Annotated in this window: 16 protein-coding genes and 1 pseudogene; 4 read left to right on the top strand and 13 right to left on the bottom strand. The window is 64.9% G+C overall.

All coding sequences use genetic code 11. From position 1 onward, the window contains the following. Positions 1-40 precede the first annotated feature (40 nt). The gene (gene rpsO / locus ACQY4K_RS06635; RefSeq protein WP_428394516.1) at positions 41-310 is read right to left on the bottom strand and encodes a 30S ribosomal protein S15; all 270 of its coding nucleotides are present in this window, start codon (positions 308-310) and stop codon (positions 41-43) included. 22 nt (positions 311-332) lie between these two features. After that, positions 333-1,253 carry a tRNA pseudouridine(55) synthase TruB gene (gene truB / locus ACQY4K_RS06640; protein WP_428394518.1) on the bottom strand — a complete coding sequence of 307 codons (921 nt, stop codon included), beginning with the start codon at positions 1,251-1,253 and terminating at the stop codon, positions 333-335. Between the two features lie 183 nt (positions 1,254-1,436). Here truB and ACQY4K_RS06645 point away from each other — a divergent pair, with 183 nt between their 5' ends. Next, positions 1,437-1,934 carry a DUF892 family protein gene (locus ACQY4K_RS06645; RefSeq protein WP_428394520.1) on the top strand — a complete coding sequence of 166 codons (498 nt, stop codon included), beginning with the start codon at positions 1,437-1,439 and terminating at the stop codon, positions 1,932-1,934. Here ACQY4K_RS06645 and cydC read toward each other — a convergent pair. From cydC to ACQY4K_RS06675, 6 genes are all read right to left on the bottom strand, one after another. Further along, positions 1,890-3,599 carry a thiol reductant ABC exporter subunit CydC gene (gene cydC / locus ACQY4K_RS06650; protein WP_428394522.1) on the bottom strand — a complete coding sequence of 570 codons (1,710 nt, stop codon included), beginning with the start codon at positions 3,597-3,599 and terminating at the stop codon, positions 1,890-1,892. The genes ACQY4K_RS06645 and cydC overlap by 45 nt on opposite strands. Positions 3,600-3,612: 13 nt before the next feature. Further along, positions 3,613-5,316 (bottom strand): thiol reductant ABC exporter subunit CydD, encoded by a 1,704-nt coding sequence (gene cydD / locus ACQY4K_RS06655; RefSeq protein ID WP_428394524.1) that lies wholly within the window; start codon positions 5,314-5,316, stop codon positions 3,613-3,615. Beyond that, complete coding sequence (locus ACQY4K_RS06660) at positions 5,313-5,543, bottom strand: hypothetical protein (protein WP_428394526.1); 231 nt, start codon at positions 5,541-5,543, stop codon at positions 5,313-5,315. Before ACQY4K_RS06660 ends, cydD begins: the two co-directional genes overlap by 4 nt. 11 nt (positions 5,544-5,554) lie before the next feature. Then, positions 5,555-6,601 (bottom strand): cytochrome d ubiquinol oxidase subunit II, encoded by a 1,047-nt coding sequence (locus tag ACQY4K_RS06665; protein ID WP_428394528.1) that lies wholly within the window; start codon positions 6,599-6,601, stop codon positions 5,555-5,557. 39 nt (positions 6,602-6,640) lie between these two features. Beyond that, positions 6,641-8,113: a cytochrome ubiquinol oxidase subunit I gene (locus ACQY4K_RS06670; RefSeq protein ID WP_428394530.1), complete on the bottom strand. Its 1,473-nt coding sequence runs from the start codon at positions 8,111-8,113 to the stop codon at positions 6,641-6,643. An 88-nt stretch (positions 8,114-8,201) separates the two neighbouring features. Beyond that, positions 8,202-8,609 (bottom strand): hypothetical protein, encoded by a 408-nt coding sequence (locus tag ACQY4K_RS06675; RefSeq protein ID WP_428394531.1) that lies wholly within the window; start codon positions 8,607-8,609, stop codon positions 8,202-8,204. Positions 8,610-8,677: 68 nt separating this feature from the next. On the opposite strand from ACQY4K_RS06675, the gene ACQY4K_RS06680 reads away from it, so the two are divergent. Beyond that, positions 8,678-9,226 (top strand): TetR/AcrR family transcriptional regulator, encoded by a 549-nt coding sequence (locus ACQY4K_RS06680; protein ID WP_428394533.1) that lies wholly within the window; start codon positions 8,678-8,680, stop codon positions 9,224-9,226. Positions 9,227-9,282: 56 nt separating this feature from the next. Here the strand turns inward: ACQY4K_RS06680 and ACQY4K_RS06685 are convergent, their stop codons facing one another. Further along, positions 9,283-10,227 (bottom strand): cupin domain-containing protein, encoded by a 945-nt coding sequence (locus ACQY4K_RS06685; protein WP_428394535.1) that lies wholly within the window; start codon positions 10,225-10,227, stop codon positions 9,283-9,285. A gap of 77 nt (positions 10,228-10,304) precedes the next feature. Between ACQY4K_RS06685 and ACQY4K_RS06690 the strand changes: the two genes are divergently transcribed. Continuing rightward, on the top strand, positions 10,305-11,123 hold the full coding sequence (locus tag ACQY4K_RS06690) for a glutathione S-transferase family protein (protein ID WP_428394537.1): 819 nt from the start codon (positions 10,305-10,307) through the stop codon (positions 11,121-11,123). Between the two features lie 119 nt (positions 11,124-11,242). Further along, positions 11,243-12,073: a glutathione S-transferase family protein gene (locus tag ACQY4K_RS06695; protein WP_428394538.1), complete on the top strand. Its 831-nt coding sequence runs from the start codon at positions 11,243-11,245 to the stop codon at positions 12,071-12,073. Between the two features lie 363 nt (positions 12,074-12,436). Here the strand turns inward: ACQY4K_RS06695 and ACQY4K_RS06700 are convergent. The 4 genes and pseudogenes from ACQY4K_RS06700 to ACQY4K_RS06715 form a co-directional block, all read right to left on the bottom strand. Beyond that, positions 12,437-13,492, bottom strand: a pseudogene (locus tag ACQY4K_RS06700) (SDR family oxidoreductase); the annotation flags it as partial. A 31-nt stretch (positions 13,493-13,523) separates the two neighbouring features. Continuing rightward, complete coding sequence (locus ACQY4K_RS06705) at positions 13,524-13,841, bottom strand: hypothetical protein (protein WP_428394540.1); 318 nt, start codon at positions 13,839-13,841, stop codon at positions 13,524-13,526. Positions 13,842-14,091: 250 nt separating this feature from the next. Then, a complete protein-coding gene (locus ACQY4K_RS06710; protein ID WP_428394542.1) occupies positions 14,092-14,493 on the bottom strand; it encodes a MerR family transcriptional regulator in 402 nt (133 codons plus the stop codon). Next, complete coding sequence (locus ACQY4K_RS06715; RefSeq protein ID WP_428394544.1) at positions 14,483-16,132, bottom strand: long-chain-fatty-acid--CoA ligase; 1,650 nt, start codon at positions 16,130-16,132, stop codon at positions 14,483-14,485. The genes ACQY4K_RS06710 and ACQY4K_RS06715 overlap by 11 nt, the downstream gene beginning before the upstream one ends. Positions 16,133-16,279: the final 147 nt, after the last annotated feature.

The raw sequence follows: 16,279 nt of genomic DNA on the forward strand, positions 1-16,279 counted from the left end.
GCCTGACGATGTTGTAGGAAGTTGTAGGGGACGCCTCGGGCTAGCGACGAAGCCCGAGACGACCAATCAGGGTGGTGTAACGCCCCTGATCCTTGCGCTTGAGATAGTCCAACAACCTGCGGCGGCGGCCGACCAGCATCAGCAGGCCACGACGCGAGTGGAAATCCTTCGCGTGGGTCTTCAGATGCTCGGTGAGATTGACGATCCGCTCGCTCAGCAGGGCGACCTGCACTTCGGGCGAGCCGGTGTCGGCGCTGGCAGTGGCATAATCGCCGATGAGCGCCGTGCGGCGCTCGGCTGTAATCGACATCGGAATACTCCGTGGGTAAGGGTTAGAGCAGGCGCTCCGGCCGCAGCCACCCGTCATCGAGTCGGCAGAGTCCGATCACGCGCTCTCCGTCCATGGCACGCGCGATGCCCCCTGCGGGGTCGGCGCCGTCAGGGATCCGGCCAATCAACCCGATCAGGCTGATCGCCTGGCCGTGCGAGAGGCTTTCCGCTTCGATTCCAGTCAGGGCCAGCGCCGGGATGTCGGCCAGCGCGGTCGCGACCGGACGCAGCAGCGCCGGAGGAGCAGGCGCGTTGTCCGCCCCGCTAGTGATTTTGTCCAGCGAAATCGCGTCCGCAATCGTGAACGGCCCAACACGCAGCCGGCGCAGCGCGGCCACGTGCCCGACGCTGCCACAGGCCAGCGACAGGTCGCGGGCAAGGCTGCGCATATACACCCCCTTGCCCGATTGCACCGCGAACACCGCGCGGTCGTCGTCGAGCCGCTCGATCAGCTCGAACCGGTCGATGCGCGCCGGGCGCGCCTCCAGCACCGGCGCACGGCCCTCGCGCGCCATGTCATAGGCCCGCTCGCCGGCCACCTTGATGGCGGAAAACACCGGCGGCACCTGCATGATCTCACCAGTGAACGCCGCCAGTGCCGCGGTAATTGTCGTGTCGTCGGGCCGCACGTCCGAGGTACCAATGACCGCGCCATCGGCATCGTCGGTGTCGCGCGCCTCACCGAAGCGCAAGGTGAAATAATACAGCTTGGTGCCGTCCATGATGTAGGGCACGGTCTTGGTCGCCGCCCCGAACGCTACCGGCAGCAGCCCGGTCGCCAGCGGATCGAGCGTGCCGCCATGGCCAGCCTTTTGCGCATCGAAGCCACGACGCACGCGGTTGACCACGTCGGTGCTGGTCATGCCGGCCGGTTTGTCGACCAGCAACCAGCCATCCAGGGCGCGTCCGCGCTTGCGTCGCATTGTTTGACACTACCCTTCCCGCCCGCGGAGTGCGGCGTTTAGCGGCTGCGCTCAGGAAAGGCCAGGGTCCAGGAAAAGCCAGGTGCTGCTTCGCGCATTCAGTCGCGTAGTCATGATCGAACTGGTCTGCATCCGCCCTCTTGGGGCGGCGTTGCGCCCCAACCACAAGTTGGAGGACCCTACGTGAGTCAATCGAACCCCGCAATGGACGCCTATCTGGTTGGGCTGCGCAATCAGCATGCGGTCGAGACCCAGGCGATCGGAACCATCCAGAACCAGCTGGGCAGGATGAAGCCCTATCCCGAACTGCACGCGCGGATGCAGGCGGATAAGGGGCGGTCGACCACCCAGGCCGCGCGCCTCGATGAGCTGATGGCAAAGCACGGCACCAGCAAATCAGTGGCAAAGGAGGCTGTGAGCGGCACGGTGGCGACAGTCGCAGGCTTCGCCCATGCCGGGGCCGGCGATAGTATGCTGAAAGACGTGCTCGCGGCCGTCGGCTTCAAGGCCTACGAGGTCGCATCGTACCAGGTCCTGCTGACCTTGGCCGAGGCGGCGGGTGCAGCGGGCGACACCTCGGTGTTGCGGCAGTCGATGCAGGAGGAGCAGGAGATGGGCGACTGGTTCGACAGCCACCTAGCCGATCTCGTGCACGCCTACGTGCGGCAACAGGCCGCCTGATTCATGCGAGAAGATCCGGCCGGCATCCAGCCGGATCACCGCATCCATGTCGCGCAGCGCCTGCGGGCGATGCGTAATCAGCAGCGTAGTCCGTCCGCGCATCAGGGTCCGAAGCGCGTCGAGCACGGCGCGTTCGGAAACCCCGTCCAACCCCTCGGTCGGCTCGTCCAGAAGCAGTATCGGCGCGTCCTTCAGGAACGCGCGCGCAATGGCGAGGCGTCTCGCTTGGCCGCCGGAAAAGCGCGCGCCGTTTTCGCCCACCAGCGTTTCGAGACCGTCCGGCAGGGCCGCGATGTCCGCCTCCAGGAACGCCTCGCGGAGGGCCGCGTGCAGTTCGGCGTCGGTCGCATCCGGCCGCGCCAGAACCAGGTTGTCGCGAATGCTCGCATTGAACAGATGCGTCCGCTGCGACACCACGCTGCACAGGCCGCGCACGGTCTCGCCGCGCAGCCTCGCCAGCGGCACGCCACCGATCGTCACCTCGCCGGCGGCAGAGTCCCAAAATCGCAGCAACACGTTGAGGATGCTGGTCTTGCCCGATCCGCTCGCGCCGACGACACCGAGGCGGCCGCCCTGCGGCAGGTCGAGATCGATGCCGTCGAGAGCCCAGGGGGCGCCTGCTTCATAGCGCATGCGCAAGCCACGGATGCGGATGTCGACACGGCCCGGCGCGGGGGCCTCGCGGGCCGGCTCGGCAACCGCCGGCTCGGCGTCGACGAGGGAGAAGATCCGCCGCGCCGCCGCCAGCGTCTCCCCGAGCGCCTGGAACGCGGCCGGGAGCGGTGCGACCGCCTCAAAACTGCCCATTACAAAGAACGCGACCATCGCAAGCTCCGGCCCGGACAGTCCGCCATTGCGCACGAGCGGAATGGCAATTACGAGCGCGCCGATGAGGGCAAGGGCCGCCACCAGGCCCGATAGCGCCGTCGAGACGATGGCCAGGCGTGCCTGACGGCGCTGCTCCGCGATCAGGGATTGGCTAAGGGCTGCGATCTCCGCCTCCTTGCGACCGATCGCGGCGTTGACCATGAGTTCGCCCAGGCCTTGCACCGTGTCCGACACCACGCTGCGCAACTCCGCCCGGATGGCAACGACCCTCCGCCCTGGACCCTGGCCGAGACGCTGCGTGGCGAGCGGCAAGGCGATCCCGGCGCCGACAAGACAGATCGCCAGGAGCAGCGCCGCGGACGGGCTGAACAACGCTAGGAAGCCGACCAGCAGCAGCCCGCTTATTGCTGCCGCCGCGGTCGGTGCCAGCACCCGCAAATAGAGGTTGTCGAGGCTGTCGATGTCGGAGCGGATACGGCTCATCAGGTCGCCGCCGCGATGATGCTGCAGGCGGGCCGGCGCCAGCGGCTCCAGGCGCGCGTAGAACCAGACGCGCAGGGCGGCGAGCAGCCGGAACGTGGCCTCGTGCGTCACCAGGCGCTCAAGATAGCGGCCGCCGGTGCGCAGCAAAGCGAGCCCGCGGATCGCCGCCGCCGGTGCGAAATACTCGATCGGCGCGCCATAGAGGCCGTGCAGCGCCATTGCGGTGATGAACCAGCCGGCGAGTGAGAGCAGCCCGACATTGGCGAGGATGACGACGACGTTGAGCGCGATCCCGCCAGCGAGCCAGCCGGCGTAGGGCCGGTAGAACGACAGTAATCGCAGTGTGGTGCTCATGCCCCCACCTTGTTCATGCGAGAACGCGGGGAGCGACGAGACGGCCGCCTTCGAGCACCATGACCTCGTCGGCGTGCTGGACCATCGTCTCGTCATGGGCGATCACCAACGTGGCACGGGTCGCCGACAACGCCTGGATGGACCGCGCCACCCGCGCCGCCAGCTCCGCGTCGAGCCCGGCAGTCGGCTCGTCGAGGATCATGATGTCGGCCTGTTTGAGGAACACGCGCGCGAGGGCAATCCGCTGGATTTCGCCGCCCGAAAGTCCCTGGCCGCGATCGCCGAGCAGCGTGTCGTAGCCGTTCGCCAGTCGGGCGATGAGATCGTCCGCGCCCGCTTGCTCGACCGCGCGACGCACGCTCTGTGGATCGGCATCCGGCCAACCCAGGCGGATGTTGTCGAGGACGGAGCCATGGAACAAGGTCGGGCGTTGCGGCAGCCAGACGATCCGACGCCGCCATTCTGCCGGCGACAGCAGATCGAGATCGACGCCATCCGCGGTCAGCCGCCCATGCGACGGCGGCACGAAGCCGAGCAGCAGCTCAGCCAGCGTCGTCTTGCCCGATCCGGACGGCCCGACGAGAGCAATGCAGCGGCCGCGCGCGAGCGTCAGATTGATCCCCCTGAGGATCGGCGTGGCGCCATACGAAAACCCGATCTGTTCGAAGCGGACGGTCGTGACCGTGCCGCGCGGGAGGGAGACGCCGTGGCCGGGAGCGCGCGGCGGCTCGGTCTCCAGCAACGCCACGATCGCCTGCGCCGCGCCGATCGCCTCCATGCGCGCGTGGTATTGCGTGCCCATCGCGCGCAGTACCCGGTAGAACTCGGGGGCGATCAGCAGCACCGCCAGACCCGGCAGCAGGTGCATCTCACCGTAATAGAGTCGAAAGCCGATATAGACCGCGACCATGGCGATGCTGATGGTGGCGATGAATTCGAGCACCAGCGACGACAGGAAGGCCACGCGCAGCACGGCCATCGTCGCCACCCGGTAGTTGTCGGACATCTCGGCGACCGCCTGGATTTCGGCGCGGCTCGCATTGAACAGCTTGAGCGTGGTCAGGCCCTCGATGGCGTCGAACACGTGCCCGCTCATGCGCGCGAGGATGCGCCATTGCGACTGGTTCAGCGCTTCGGTGCCCTTGCCGATGAGGATCATGAACAGCGGGACGAGCGGCGCCGAGAGCGTCATGATCAGCCCCGACACCCAGTCGGTCGGGATGACGAAGGCAAGGATCGCCAGGGGCACGAAGGCGACGAGCGCGCTCTGCGGCAAATAGGTGGTGTAGTAGCGGCCGATGCTTTCCACCGAGTCGAACAGCGTGCCCGCGACCTCGCCGGTGCGCGCGAGCCGCGTCCAGGACGGCCCAAGCGCGGTCACGTGCGACTGCAGCTTCGCCCGAACCGCGCGGACGATCCGAGCGCCGGCCTCGAAGGCCATCGACTCCGAGATGAGTGCTGCGATCGCGCGCAATACAAAGATGGCCAGGAGTGCGACCAGCCATGGCTCGACCGCGCGCAAATCGTGCCGGCCGACGACGACAGCGTCGATGATCCGAGCCAGCACCCAGGATTGCGCGATCAGGACGATACCGCCGAGGGCGCCGGCACAGACGGCTGCCGCGAGCGGCAGGCGCGCCTCACCTGCTTGACGCCGTAGCCAGCGTTCCAGCGCCTTGCCGGTTGCCCGTGGCATTGGCGCCGAATGGGTGCTCACCGGGCGCGGCCTGAACGCGACAGCCGCCGCCATTCACCCTTGGCCAGCATGCCGAACAAGGACAGGCTGACCAGGAACGCGATCACGGCCGCCCATCGCAAATCGTCCGGCAAACCGAAAATCACGCCGCCGAGCAACACGCCCACCACTGGCCCAATCAGGAAGAGCCCGAGCAGGCGCAGGTTCCACAGGACACGGAGCGCACGCGTGGAGCGCCGCTCAAGCATGGCGGGCATCGTCAGGCATGATAGGAGGCGAGCTTGGCCACCCGCGCGCGGAACACCCAGATTTGATACCAGTTGTACATCAACATCACGGGGAATAGCCCGACGATCGTGAACAGGAAGGTGCCGAGCGAAATCTCGCGGCTCGCGGCACTGCCGACCGTCCAGGTGTTGGGAATGATGAACGGGTAGATCGTCCCCAGCAGACCGCCCGCCATGATGACGATCGTCGCGTTGAGCCAGAGAATGGCCGCCACATCGCGTTCGTGGGCCGAGGCCCGGCGCATCATGAAGGTGGTGAACATCGCCGCCAGCGGGATCGCCGCCCAGGCCCAGAAATACGGTCCGATCCAGGTCTTCGACGCCCAGGGGAAACTCAGGAACATGAACAGCACCGACAACGGCACGGCGGCCAGCGCCAGGTAGAAAACGATGTTCGTCCAGCGTGCCGCGTGCTTGCGCACCGGCTCCTCGGCCTCAAATCGCGCCCGTACGAACAGGCCGCCGGACAACGACACCGCAAGCACGGCCGCGACACCGGTCCACAGGCTGAACGGGCTGATGAAGCGGAACGCGCCACCGACATAGGTCGGCACGATGTTGGCCTGGTGGGTGAGCGGGAAGCCGTGCAGCACGGCGCCGACGCACACGCCGCCAAAGAACGTCACCGTCAGGCTGGAAAGACCGAATGCCGCGTCGGTAAAGCGCTTCCATTTCTGTTCGGCCAAGTGACGGAATTCGAGCGCCACTGCCCTTGTCAGGATGCCCCAGAGCACGAAGACGAGCGGGATCATCAGGTAGCTGAGTGCTGATCCATAGGCGAACGGAAATGAGCCGAACAGGATGCCGCCGGCAACGATCAGCCACGTCTCATTGGCATCCCAGGTGCCGGCCATTGCCTGCATGATCGCGCCGCGCTCGTCGGTATCCGGCACGAACAACGAAAAGATCCCGGCGCCGAGATCGGCGCCGTCAAGGACGATGTAGAGCAGGATGCTGAACGCAACGGCGAGCCACCAGCCAATAGCGAGTATGTGTTGCGTGTGGTTGAGAGCGTCCATGGTCGAGCCTCGTGTGATACGGCCGGCGGTTAAAGCTGGTCAGGCCGGGTGCGGTTGCCCGGGCCTGACGGGACGCTCCGCCTTGGGCGTCTCGGTCTCGCCCAGCTCCGGTCTGCTGTCCGAAGACAATGTGCCAAGGCTTTCTTCGCCACCGCGCGGGATCGGGCTGTCCATGTTGGGTCCCTGGCGAATGATCTTGCTGAGGAACCACCAGGTGCTGCCCCAAACCGTCAGCTCGAAGCCGGCATAGCCGATCAGCCAGAGCAGTTCCTGAGCCACGGACATATGGCTCACGCCTTGCGCGGTGCGCATGATGCCGTAGACCACCCAGGGTTGCCGGCCGACCTCGCGCGTCCACCAGCCGACCCACACGGTGATGTAGGGGAGGACGGCTGCGGCAATCGTCGCGCGCAGGAACCAGGTGTTACCGGCGGTGCGGGCGTCGATGCGTTGGCGGAACACCAGCCAGCAGCCCCAGATGGCCAGACCGACCATGGCAAAGCCGCAGGCGACCATGACCCGAAAGCCGTAGAACGGGATCAGCATCGGCGGACGATCCTTGGCCGGGAATTCGTCCATGCCCTTGACGCTGCCGCTCCAGCTATGGGTCTCGAGCAGGCTCAGCACGTGCGGGATGGTCACCGCCCAGGCGGTTCCGTCGTTGTTCGCGTTGGGCCAGGCGAGCAGATGCCAGCCGGTGTTGACGCTGCCGTCGGGATTGTTGGTGTGATAGTGGCCCTCCATCGCGGCGAGCACGGTCGGCTGGTGCTCGGCAATCGTCAGGCCCATCGAATCGCCAAGCCAGACCTGCAATGGGGCGATGATCAGCAGGGCCAGCATCACGGACTTCAGCGAGCGCCTGAACAGAACGACATGGCGCCCCTTGAGCAAGTACCAGGCCGAGACGGCGGCAACCACGCCGAGCGCCTCCTCGAACGAGGCGACCAGCATGTGCGGGAAGGCGAAGGTGACGTCCGGATTGAACAGCGCCTTCCACCAGTTTTTCACGACGAAAACGCCGTTACGGAAGGTAACCCCCGTCGGCGTCTGCATCCACGAGTTGGCAACCAAAATCCACATCGCGGACAAGGCGGAGGAGAGGGCGACGTTGAAGGTCGCGAACAGGTGCATGCGGCGGCTGATCTTGCCCCAGCCGAACACCATCAGGCCGATGAAGCCGGCTTCATACATAAAGGCGGTAATGGTCTCGTAGCCCAGCACCTGTCCAAAGAACGGCCCAGAGGCCTGCGAGAACGGGCCATACAGGATGCCGAACGCCAGCTCCATGGTGATGCCGGTGGCCACACCGGCCGCGAAGTTGATGATCAGCAACCGCTCGAAGAAGCGGGTCAGGCGATACCAGTAGTCATCGTTGGTTCGAACCCAGAGCGCCTCGCCGATGAACAGCATGGCGGCGAGCCCGATGGTGAGCGGCGGATAGAGAATATGGAGTGTCGTAATCCATCCGAAGTCGAGTCTCGAGAGCAGAATGGAGAGAGAGTTCTCCGGCATCCGACACGTATCCCGCCAAGCCAAGGCCGTTCACATGGGTGCGAAGTCGCCAACCTTGTGGTCACCATTCCGCGATGCAGCATTTCGCTTAGATCATGGCGGCGCGAACAGGTCGGGCTTGTTTGGCGTCCCGCGCCGACAGCAATGCGGCCCCAAGGATCAGCCCGTAAATCCAGAGCAGCCAGGCCCCACCGAGACGACCGGCATGATCGCCACCATAGAGCGCCGGAGCCCAGCGGAGTGCCAAACCGTGCAACAAAGCCGCCACTACCACAAGCAGGGTAGCGCCGGGGACAAGTTGCACGACGTCGAGACCGGCCAGACGCCGGCAAACCCGCACACAAAACCAGGCGACGGGAACGCTGACCAGAAAGCCGAGATCGCCCCAGAACGGGCCGACGACAAACACCGGAACGAGCCGGATCCAGGCCAGGTCGGCAAGCCAGAACAACGCGCCCACGGCGCACAGGATTGCTAACTGTCGTTTGTCGAGCATGGCAGCCTCCTTTTGCGTAACATGCGTTACATAGCAGGCTGGCGTAACACCTGCTACAGGAATTCGGAATGGCGCCGAACGACACTGCCAAGCGCGCCGAACTGACGGACGCAATCGCCACGATCGTGCTCCAGGACGGGCTCGAAGCCCTCGCGTTGCGCGGACTCGCCGCGCGCCTGTCCACCAGCGGGCGCATGCTGCTGTATTATTTCGGCACCAAGGACGCTCTGGTGCGCGCCGTGCTCACGCGCATCTCAGAGCGCATGGCGGTGATGCAGGACGCAACCGCTTCGGAGGCGCTGCAAACCGCCGGGGATTTCCTCGCCAACATGATGCAGGCCGGCATCGATCCGGCCACGGCGCCGTTCATGCGCCTGTGGACGGAGGTGATCGCCCGGGCGGCCCGCAATGAGGCGCCCTATCGTGACGTCGCGGGCCACACCATCCGGGCGTGGCTCAATTGGATCATCAGCCGGTTGCACCCCTCGCCCGACAACGAGGCCACCGCCGCCGCGGTGCTCGCGATCATGGACGGCATCACGATCCTGGAGATGGCCCGTCCCGGCACCACCGAGGCGGCCCGGCGTCTGCTGCCGGCCCTGCTAGACCGAAGCTGACCGCAGGCAAACGCTGCAAACGCGCGGCTCAGGTCATTCCATCCAGCATCAAGACACTAGCCCGATCGCATCCGGCGTCGATATTGCGCCGGCGACTCCCCGAGAGCGGTGACGAAGGCACGAATAAAGGCCCGCGCTTCCCGATAGCCCAGGGAGTCGGCGATCTCGGCGATTGATCGGTTGCTTTTTGCGACCGCCTCGGTCGCGATGTGCATCCGCCATCGCAAGAGGTAGGCGAACGGCGTCTCGTTCATCACCTCTCGGAAATGCCGGGAAAACCCCGAACGTGAACGACCCGACGCGGTCGCCAGCTCATGCAGCGACCATCGTCTGCCAGGGTCTGCATGAATTGCATTGACAACCCGCGAAATGGCCGGATCCCCGAGGCCGCGCATCCACCCCGGTTGCTGGCCTCTGTCGAGAAGCCATCGACGCAAGGCCGCGATGAAAACGACTTCGGCCAATCGCTCCGCGATGGCGCTTTGTCCAGGCTCATGGTCGCGTCCATTCATCGCCATGACGTCGATCGCATCAACGAGCCACGGCTCGAGCAGGGATTTCACATCATGAATAAGAATGAGGTCCGGCAGGTTGCGAAAGAGACCGCCATTCCGATCGGCCGGAACCAACAGGGTCGAGAGCACCCGCGCGCTCAAACCTTTTCCGCCCATTTTGCTCGTCAACAGCCGATCGACACCGGTCTTTAATTGCTCAATCGTAAAGTCATCCCGCTCGGCATGGTCCATGACTTCGAACCGGCGGACGCCGCTCCCGGTCTCCAAGCGATACTGAGTGGCGCGCACCGGTATGGCCACGTCTCCCTCGACGAGGTCGTCGCTTTCCGCTCCCATTCTGATTCGGCACGCCCCCTTGGCCACGTAGTGAAGCGGCAGACAACCCAAGCTCGGCAGCCCGACGGAAACATTGGCGCCGAGCCGGAGGTCAGCGAAAAGCGGCGCTCGCAACCGGGCGGTGTGAAGGAGCTGGGAGAGCGTATCCATGTGGACGCAAAGCACCTTTTGATGGACGCATAGCACCTTTCCGTCGCGCCCTCACGGGTTAAGGATCTCTACAACACGTGGCGCCATTTGCCCATGCGCCGAAACAGGGACGCGGAGGTCATGACGATATGCTGACCGTTTATGAGCACAATGAATCGGTGTGCTGCCAGAAGGTAAGACTCGTCCTGGCAGAGAAGGCGATCGCGCATACGACAATCAACATATCATTCGAGGAGCGCCAGCAGCACACGCCGGAATTTCTGGCGCTCAACCCCAAGGGCTGCGTCCCGGTCATCGTCCATGACGGACGGGTGGTTACGGAATCGACGATCATCACGGAATACCTCGACGACGCGTTCGCGGGGCCGACGCTCATGCCGAAGGAGCCCTACTGGCGAGCCCGCCGGCGGCTCTGGGCGCGCTGGATCGACGAGGAAATGCACATCCCGCACATCTCTACCATCAGCTTCAATATCTCCTTTACGGAGCACCTGAAGTATAAGGAAGGCATACATGACCAGGGGCCGCGTGGCGCGCCGCCTCCGTTCTTCTTCGTGGGATTGCAGTCTGAAGCGATGCTCGCGTCCCTGAAGGCCTATCAGAGGTTCCTCGCCGAAATGGACCGGACGCTGGCGGACCAGAAGTGGCTCGCGGGACCGGAGTTCTCGCTGGCCGATATCGACGTCATACCTTATGTCTGGCGTCTGAAAAATCTCCAGCTTCAGGGGCTTTGGCACAAGATGCCGCGAATCCAGGACTGGCTGGACCGCGTGTCGTCGCGCCGAAGCTTCCGCCGAATGATTATCGAAACCGCATTGCCGGACTGGCTCGGCTCGATGCGTGAGAACGGCGAGCGGGCATGGCCTGCCGTCAAGGAAATGCTGGAGCTCGCCTAAGCATTGGCCCCGATCGCGCGGCTGGAATGGATGCCTGACAAGCTCGGGCAAGCAGAGCCATACCGTCGACTGAGGCGTAAGGCTGCAATGTCGAATCCTTTCCAATAGGAGATTTGCGGATGAAGGCACCAGCAGGGTTGACGCTCTACGAGCACAAGGAGTCCGTGTGCTGCCACAAGGTGGCGATCACGTTTGCCGAAAAGCAGCTCGAGCCCGAAATCGTCAACGTCTCTTTGGAACGGCAGGGACAGCGGCAGCCCTGGTACCTCGCAATCAACCCGCTCGGGATGGTCCCCGCGCTGGTGCATGACGGTCGCCCAATTATCCATTCGACGATCATTACAGAATACCTCGACGATGCGTTTCCCGATCCGCCACTCATGCCCAAGGACCCATACTGGCGTGCCCGCAGACGCCTCTGGGCACGTCGCATCGAAGAGGGAATGCATGTTCCGCACATCGCGGCGATCAGCTTCATCGTCGCGTTCGGTCACCAGTTTCGTGCAAGGATGAACTCGCCCGAAAAGCTGCAGGCGTATTTCGACAACATCAAAGACGTGCGCTACCGCGAGACAATCCGCTCATGGTATGACAGCGACCTGAATTCAGAGCTCCTGTACCAATCCCTGCGGGCATACCACGACTTCCTGCACGATATGGAAGCGACCTTGCGTGAGGTCCCCTGGCTCGCCGGAGAGACTTACTCTCTCGCCGATATCGACGTGATCCCCTATCTCTGGCGGCTGTCCAACCTCCAGCTCGATTTCCTTTGGGCAAAGCTGCCGCATGTGTCGAACTGGTTTACGCGCGTCACACAACGACCCGCCTTCAAGACGGCAATCATCGACGTCGCGTTGCCGGAGTGGGTGGACGGAATGCGCGAAGCGGGATCAAGGGCGAAACCACGCCTTGTTGAGGCGGTCGCGGCTTTTGACACTGTCGCGGCTTGAACAGCCCGCGGCCTAAAATCCAACATAGGCTTTTTCCTGTCTCCAGCCTCCAAGCTGTTTGCGTTTCAAACTGTCGTCCCTGAGGAACGTGAAGACGACTCGCTTTGCGTGGGAGGGGCATGGCCTCCAGTCAACGATAATGCCGGCCGACCACGACACCTGGTCCCTGCCGGCGTGGAGATGAATCTCGGCTCCGGCAATCTTGGCGCGCTCAGCCTTGTCGTAGGCGACAACCCAGTTGCCGCTCTCGAACTGGCCGGGAACCTCGGTCGCCCGCAGGTTTGCGGCATGTTCTTCATGCTTGGCAACGAAGTGCAGCCGTGGGCGCGGCCTCGTCGCGCTGGCGGCATCCATTGCCGCCCGGGGGATCAGCTTTTTGGCGCGCAGCGTGGCGAACAGGTCGAAGAAAGCATCGTCGGTCGCCTGATAACCCATAAAGCCAAGTCGCCGGCTCTTGGACATGTCGGTCACCACCTCGATCGGGCGTCCGAGATCCGCATCGGTGTGCCAGGGTGATGCGAGGCGGGCGAGATCGGGCTCCACGAGGCCCTCGCGCTCAGCCAACCGACGCCAGACCGGCGCGTCGTTTGCCATCTGCTGCTGCAATGGCGCACCTGCGCCGTCGAACGGAGCTGCTTCAATCCCGAACCATTCGGCAATCCGACTCCACATCCAGCACCACCGGAAGATGTCGCCGTTGACGATGTTGAAGTCCTGGTTCGCTGCCGCGGGCGTCGTCGCCGCCCACAGCAGATGCCGGGCGAGTTGACTTGCGGCCGTCATGTCGGTCAGGCCATTCCACTGCGCAGCCGAACCAGGAAAGCGGAACGGCCGCCTTGTCTCGCGGCACAGGCTGGCATAGGCGGCGAGCGTGGCGCCCATGTTCATGGCACCCACCGCCTCGCCAATGACGGTATGCGGCCGGTGCACGCTCCAGGAGAAGCCGTCGCGAGCTGCGGCGGCAAATACCTCGTCTTCTTGCGCATAATAGAAGTTCTCGACATCGAGGCGACCCTGCGCCTCGCGAAACGGCGTCTGCGGCAGCGTGCCCTTTCCGTAGGAGTCGAACGGGCCGAGATAATGCTTCAGCCCGGTCACCAGAGCGACATGACGGGTCGTGCCGCCGGCACGGAGTCCGTCAAGCAGGTTGCGCACCATGGCGGCATTGACACGGATGTTCTCCGCCTCGCTGTCGTGCCGCAACCAGGTGGTGATGAAGACGGCGTCAGGCTTCAGGTCCGCCAGCGCCGCTTGCGTGGCCGCGGCATCGCGGAGGTCGGCGGACACCGGCCGCACTCCCTCCCGGCCTGTGGGGCGACGGGACAGGCCATGGACGATCCATCCCTGTTCCAGGAGAAGCGATGCGGTGGCGCTGCCGCCGATCCCGCTTGCACCCACCACCAATGCCGTTGCAGCCATTATCCACTTCCTTGTCGATCCATCGTCACATTCATGAGCCGTCGTCACCGCGTTCATTGTCGACAACGCGGTCTTCTGCAATCCGGTGGACGATCATATGGCGCGGATTGGCCACGTAATCCTCGGGCGCAACCAGCTGGCGCATGAGCCGGAGATGCAGGACACGCACACCGGAAAGGCGCTGAATCTCACGCGACCTTGGGAGCTCAGGTGCTTCACCGGCAGCTGCCGCCGCTGCAAGGATCAAGGGATGATATCGGGCTGCGGCAGGAATGCCCCGACGCCGGGCGGTCTCGATAAGAATAGCGTCAATCCGGTCGTCGGCGTGGCCGACCAGCCGGTAGGGCACTAGCCGCAGTCGGCTGCGAGCAGCACCTCCAGGCGCGCAATTGTTCGCTCGTGCAGCGATGCAGCATCTTCATGCGTGGCGATCGTCACAAAGCGGCCCGCCTGACACCCCAAGCGCTCTGCCGGCATTGCCGCTCGCGGGGGTTAGGAGGCGCCGCGCGTCGATGCTCTGGCCATGGCGAGACTGCGCAGTAGAGCGTCGCTCGGGAGGGATGCACGGATGGCAAGGTCGGGACCGGCTCCGGCCAGGCTCAGCGCTCCAGTGCCGCGGAGGTCTGCAACTCGATGCTGCGCAGCTCGTCCAGCGTCTCCGCGATAGCGGCACTCATTATGTGCAGCTCGGCGATGCGCGCGCGCACGGCCCGTAGAAGGCTGCGCTTTTGTTCGTCGTGCTGCGCATCGACATCATACAGATCGAGGAATTCGGCGATTTCGCGCAGGCTGAAGCCGAGCCGCTTGCCACGCAGGATGAGCATCATCCGCGCCCGGTCGCGATAGGTGTAGATACGATTGACGCCGACGCGCGACGGTTGCAGCAGGCCCTTATCCTCGTAGAAGCGGATCGCGCGCGCGGTGACGCGCAGCTCGGCTGCGAGCTCGGTCACCGTGTAGGTACGCGGCCGAGGATCGGGGTCGCCAAAATCACGCGGCATGACGCGTCCTGGCGGCCTCTTCGGCGACCAATTCCTTCTTAGACAGCTTGCCGATCGTGGTGTGCGGCAGGCTGTCGCGCAGCTCGATGTCGCGTGGCATTTCGATGCGCGACAGCTCGCCGTCGAGGAATCGTCGCAGGGCGGCCACGTCGGCCGTCGCCCCCGGATGGAGCACCACGAAGGCCTTTGGGCTTTCGCCGCGATAGGCGTCCGGCACGCCGATGACGGTGGCTTCGTGCACGTCGGGATGGCGATACAGCGCCTCCTCGATGGTGCGCGGATAGACGTTGTAGCCGCCGCACAGGATCAGGTCCTTGATGCGGTCGACCAGGAACAGGTAGCCCTTCGCATCGAGATAGCCGACGTCGCCGGTGCGCAGGGCGCCGTCGATCATCACCGCGGCGGTCTCATCCGGACGGTTCCAGTAGCCGGCCATCACCTGCGGCCCGCGGATACAGACCTCGCCGCGCTCGCCGGCAGGGAGCATACGGGTCGGATCGTCGAGGTCGCGGATTTCAATCGTGGTGCCGCGCACTGCCTGGCCGACCGACCCGGCTACGGCGGTGCCGTCCAGCCGGTTGCAGCAGACCACCGGCGAGGTCTCGCTCAGACCGTAGCCTTCGGCGACCTTGCAGCCGGTCAGCGCCTCGAAGTGTGCCTTGACCTCGGCCGGCAGAGGCGCGCCGCCGGAGATGCACATCCGGATCGCGCGCAGGCCGTCGCGCACCTTTGGCGAGGCCGTGGCGGCGGCGGTGCTGATCGCGTTGTAGATGGTCGGCACCGCCGGGAACATCGTCGGACGACGCCGGGCGATGGCGGCCAGGGTGTCCTGCATGGTGAAGCGCGGCAGCAGCACCATCTCGGCGCCGATCGCCACCGCGGAGGTGAGCACGCTGGTCATCGCGAACACGTGAAACAGCGGCAGCACGCCCAGGATGCGCTCGGGTTCGTCCGGACGTTCGCCCATATGGTGGATCACCTGGGCGGCGTTGACGGTCAGGTTGGCGTGGGTCAGTGCAGCCCCCTTGGGCAAGCCGGTGGTGCCGCCGGTATATTGCAGCAGGGCGATGTCGCGCGCCGGATCCGTCGCGGGCTCAACCGGGGCACGCACATCCCCGATCAGCGTCTCAAAGCGGACATGCAGCCGATCGGTGGATGGGCGGGCGATGTCGCGGCGCTTGGCGAGCGTGAACAGCGCACCCTTGAGCCGCGGCATCGCCGCCGCCATGCCGCACAACACGATATGGCGCAGGCCGGCGTCCGCCACGGCGGCCACCTTGCCGTGGACGGCGAGCAGGTCCGGCACGATCATGATCGTGGTGCCGCTATCCTCGATCTGGTGACGCAGTTCGCGCTCGGTGTAGAGCGGGTTGAAGTTCACCACGATGCCGCCCGCGCGCATGATCGCGAAGAAGAACACGACAAAATAGGGCGTGTTCGGCAGGCACAGGCCAACCCGGTCGCCATGGGCCAGGCCCAGCTTCTGCAGCCCCGCCGCGGCGCGATCGACAAGGCTGTCGAGTTCGCTGTAGCGCCACCGCCGTCCGAGGAAATCCACTGCCACGCGAGCTGGCCAGTTATGTGCTGCGCGACGCAGCAACGCCGGCACCGGGCAGCCTTCCTCCGCGATCGCGTCCATCCCCGTCCCCCGATCGGATTTGTTGTCGCGGATGATGTCTCTAAGCTGACGCTTACGTCAAGATACCATCGTTTTGGCACAGGGTATCTTGTTGTAGGTCTGGACTGCGTGCTATGCGATGGCTCAATACAGACTGACGTATACGTC

This window comes from Lichenicoccus sp., from assembly GCF_965276875.1.
Lineage (GTDB): Bacteria > Pseudomonadota > Alphaproteobacteria > Acetobacterales > Acetobacteraceae > Lichenicoccus.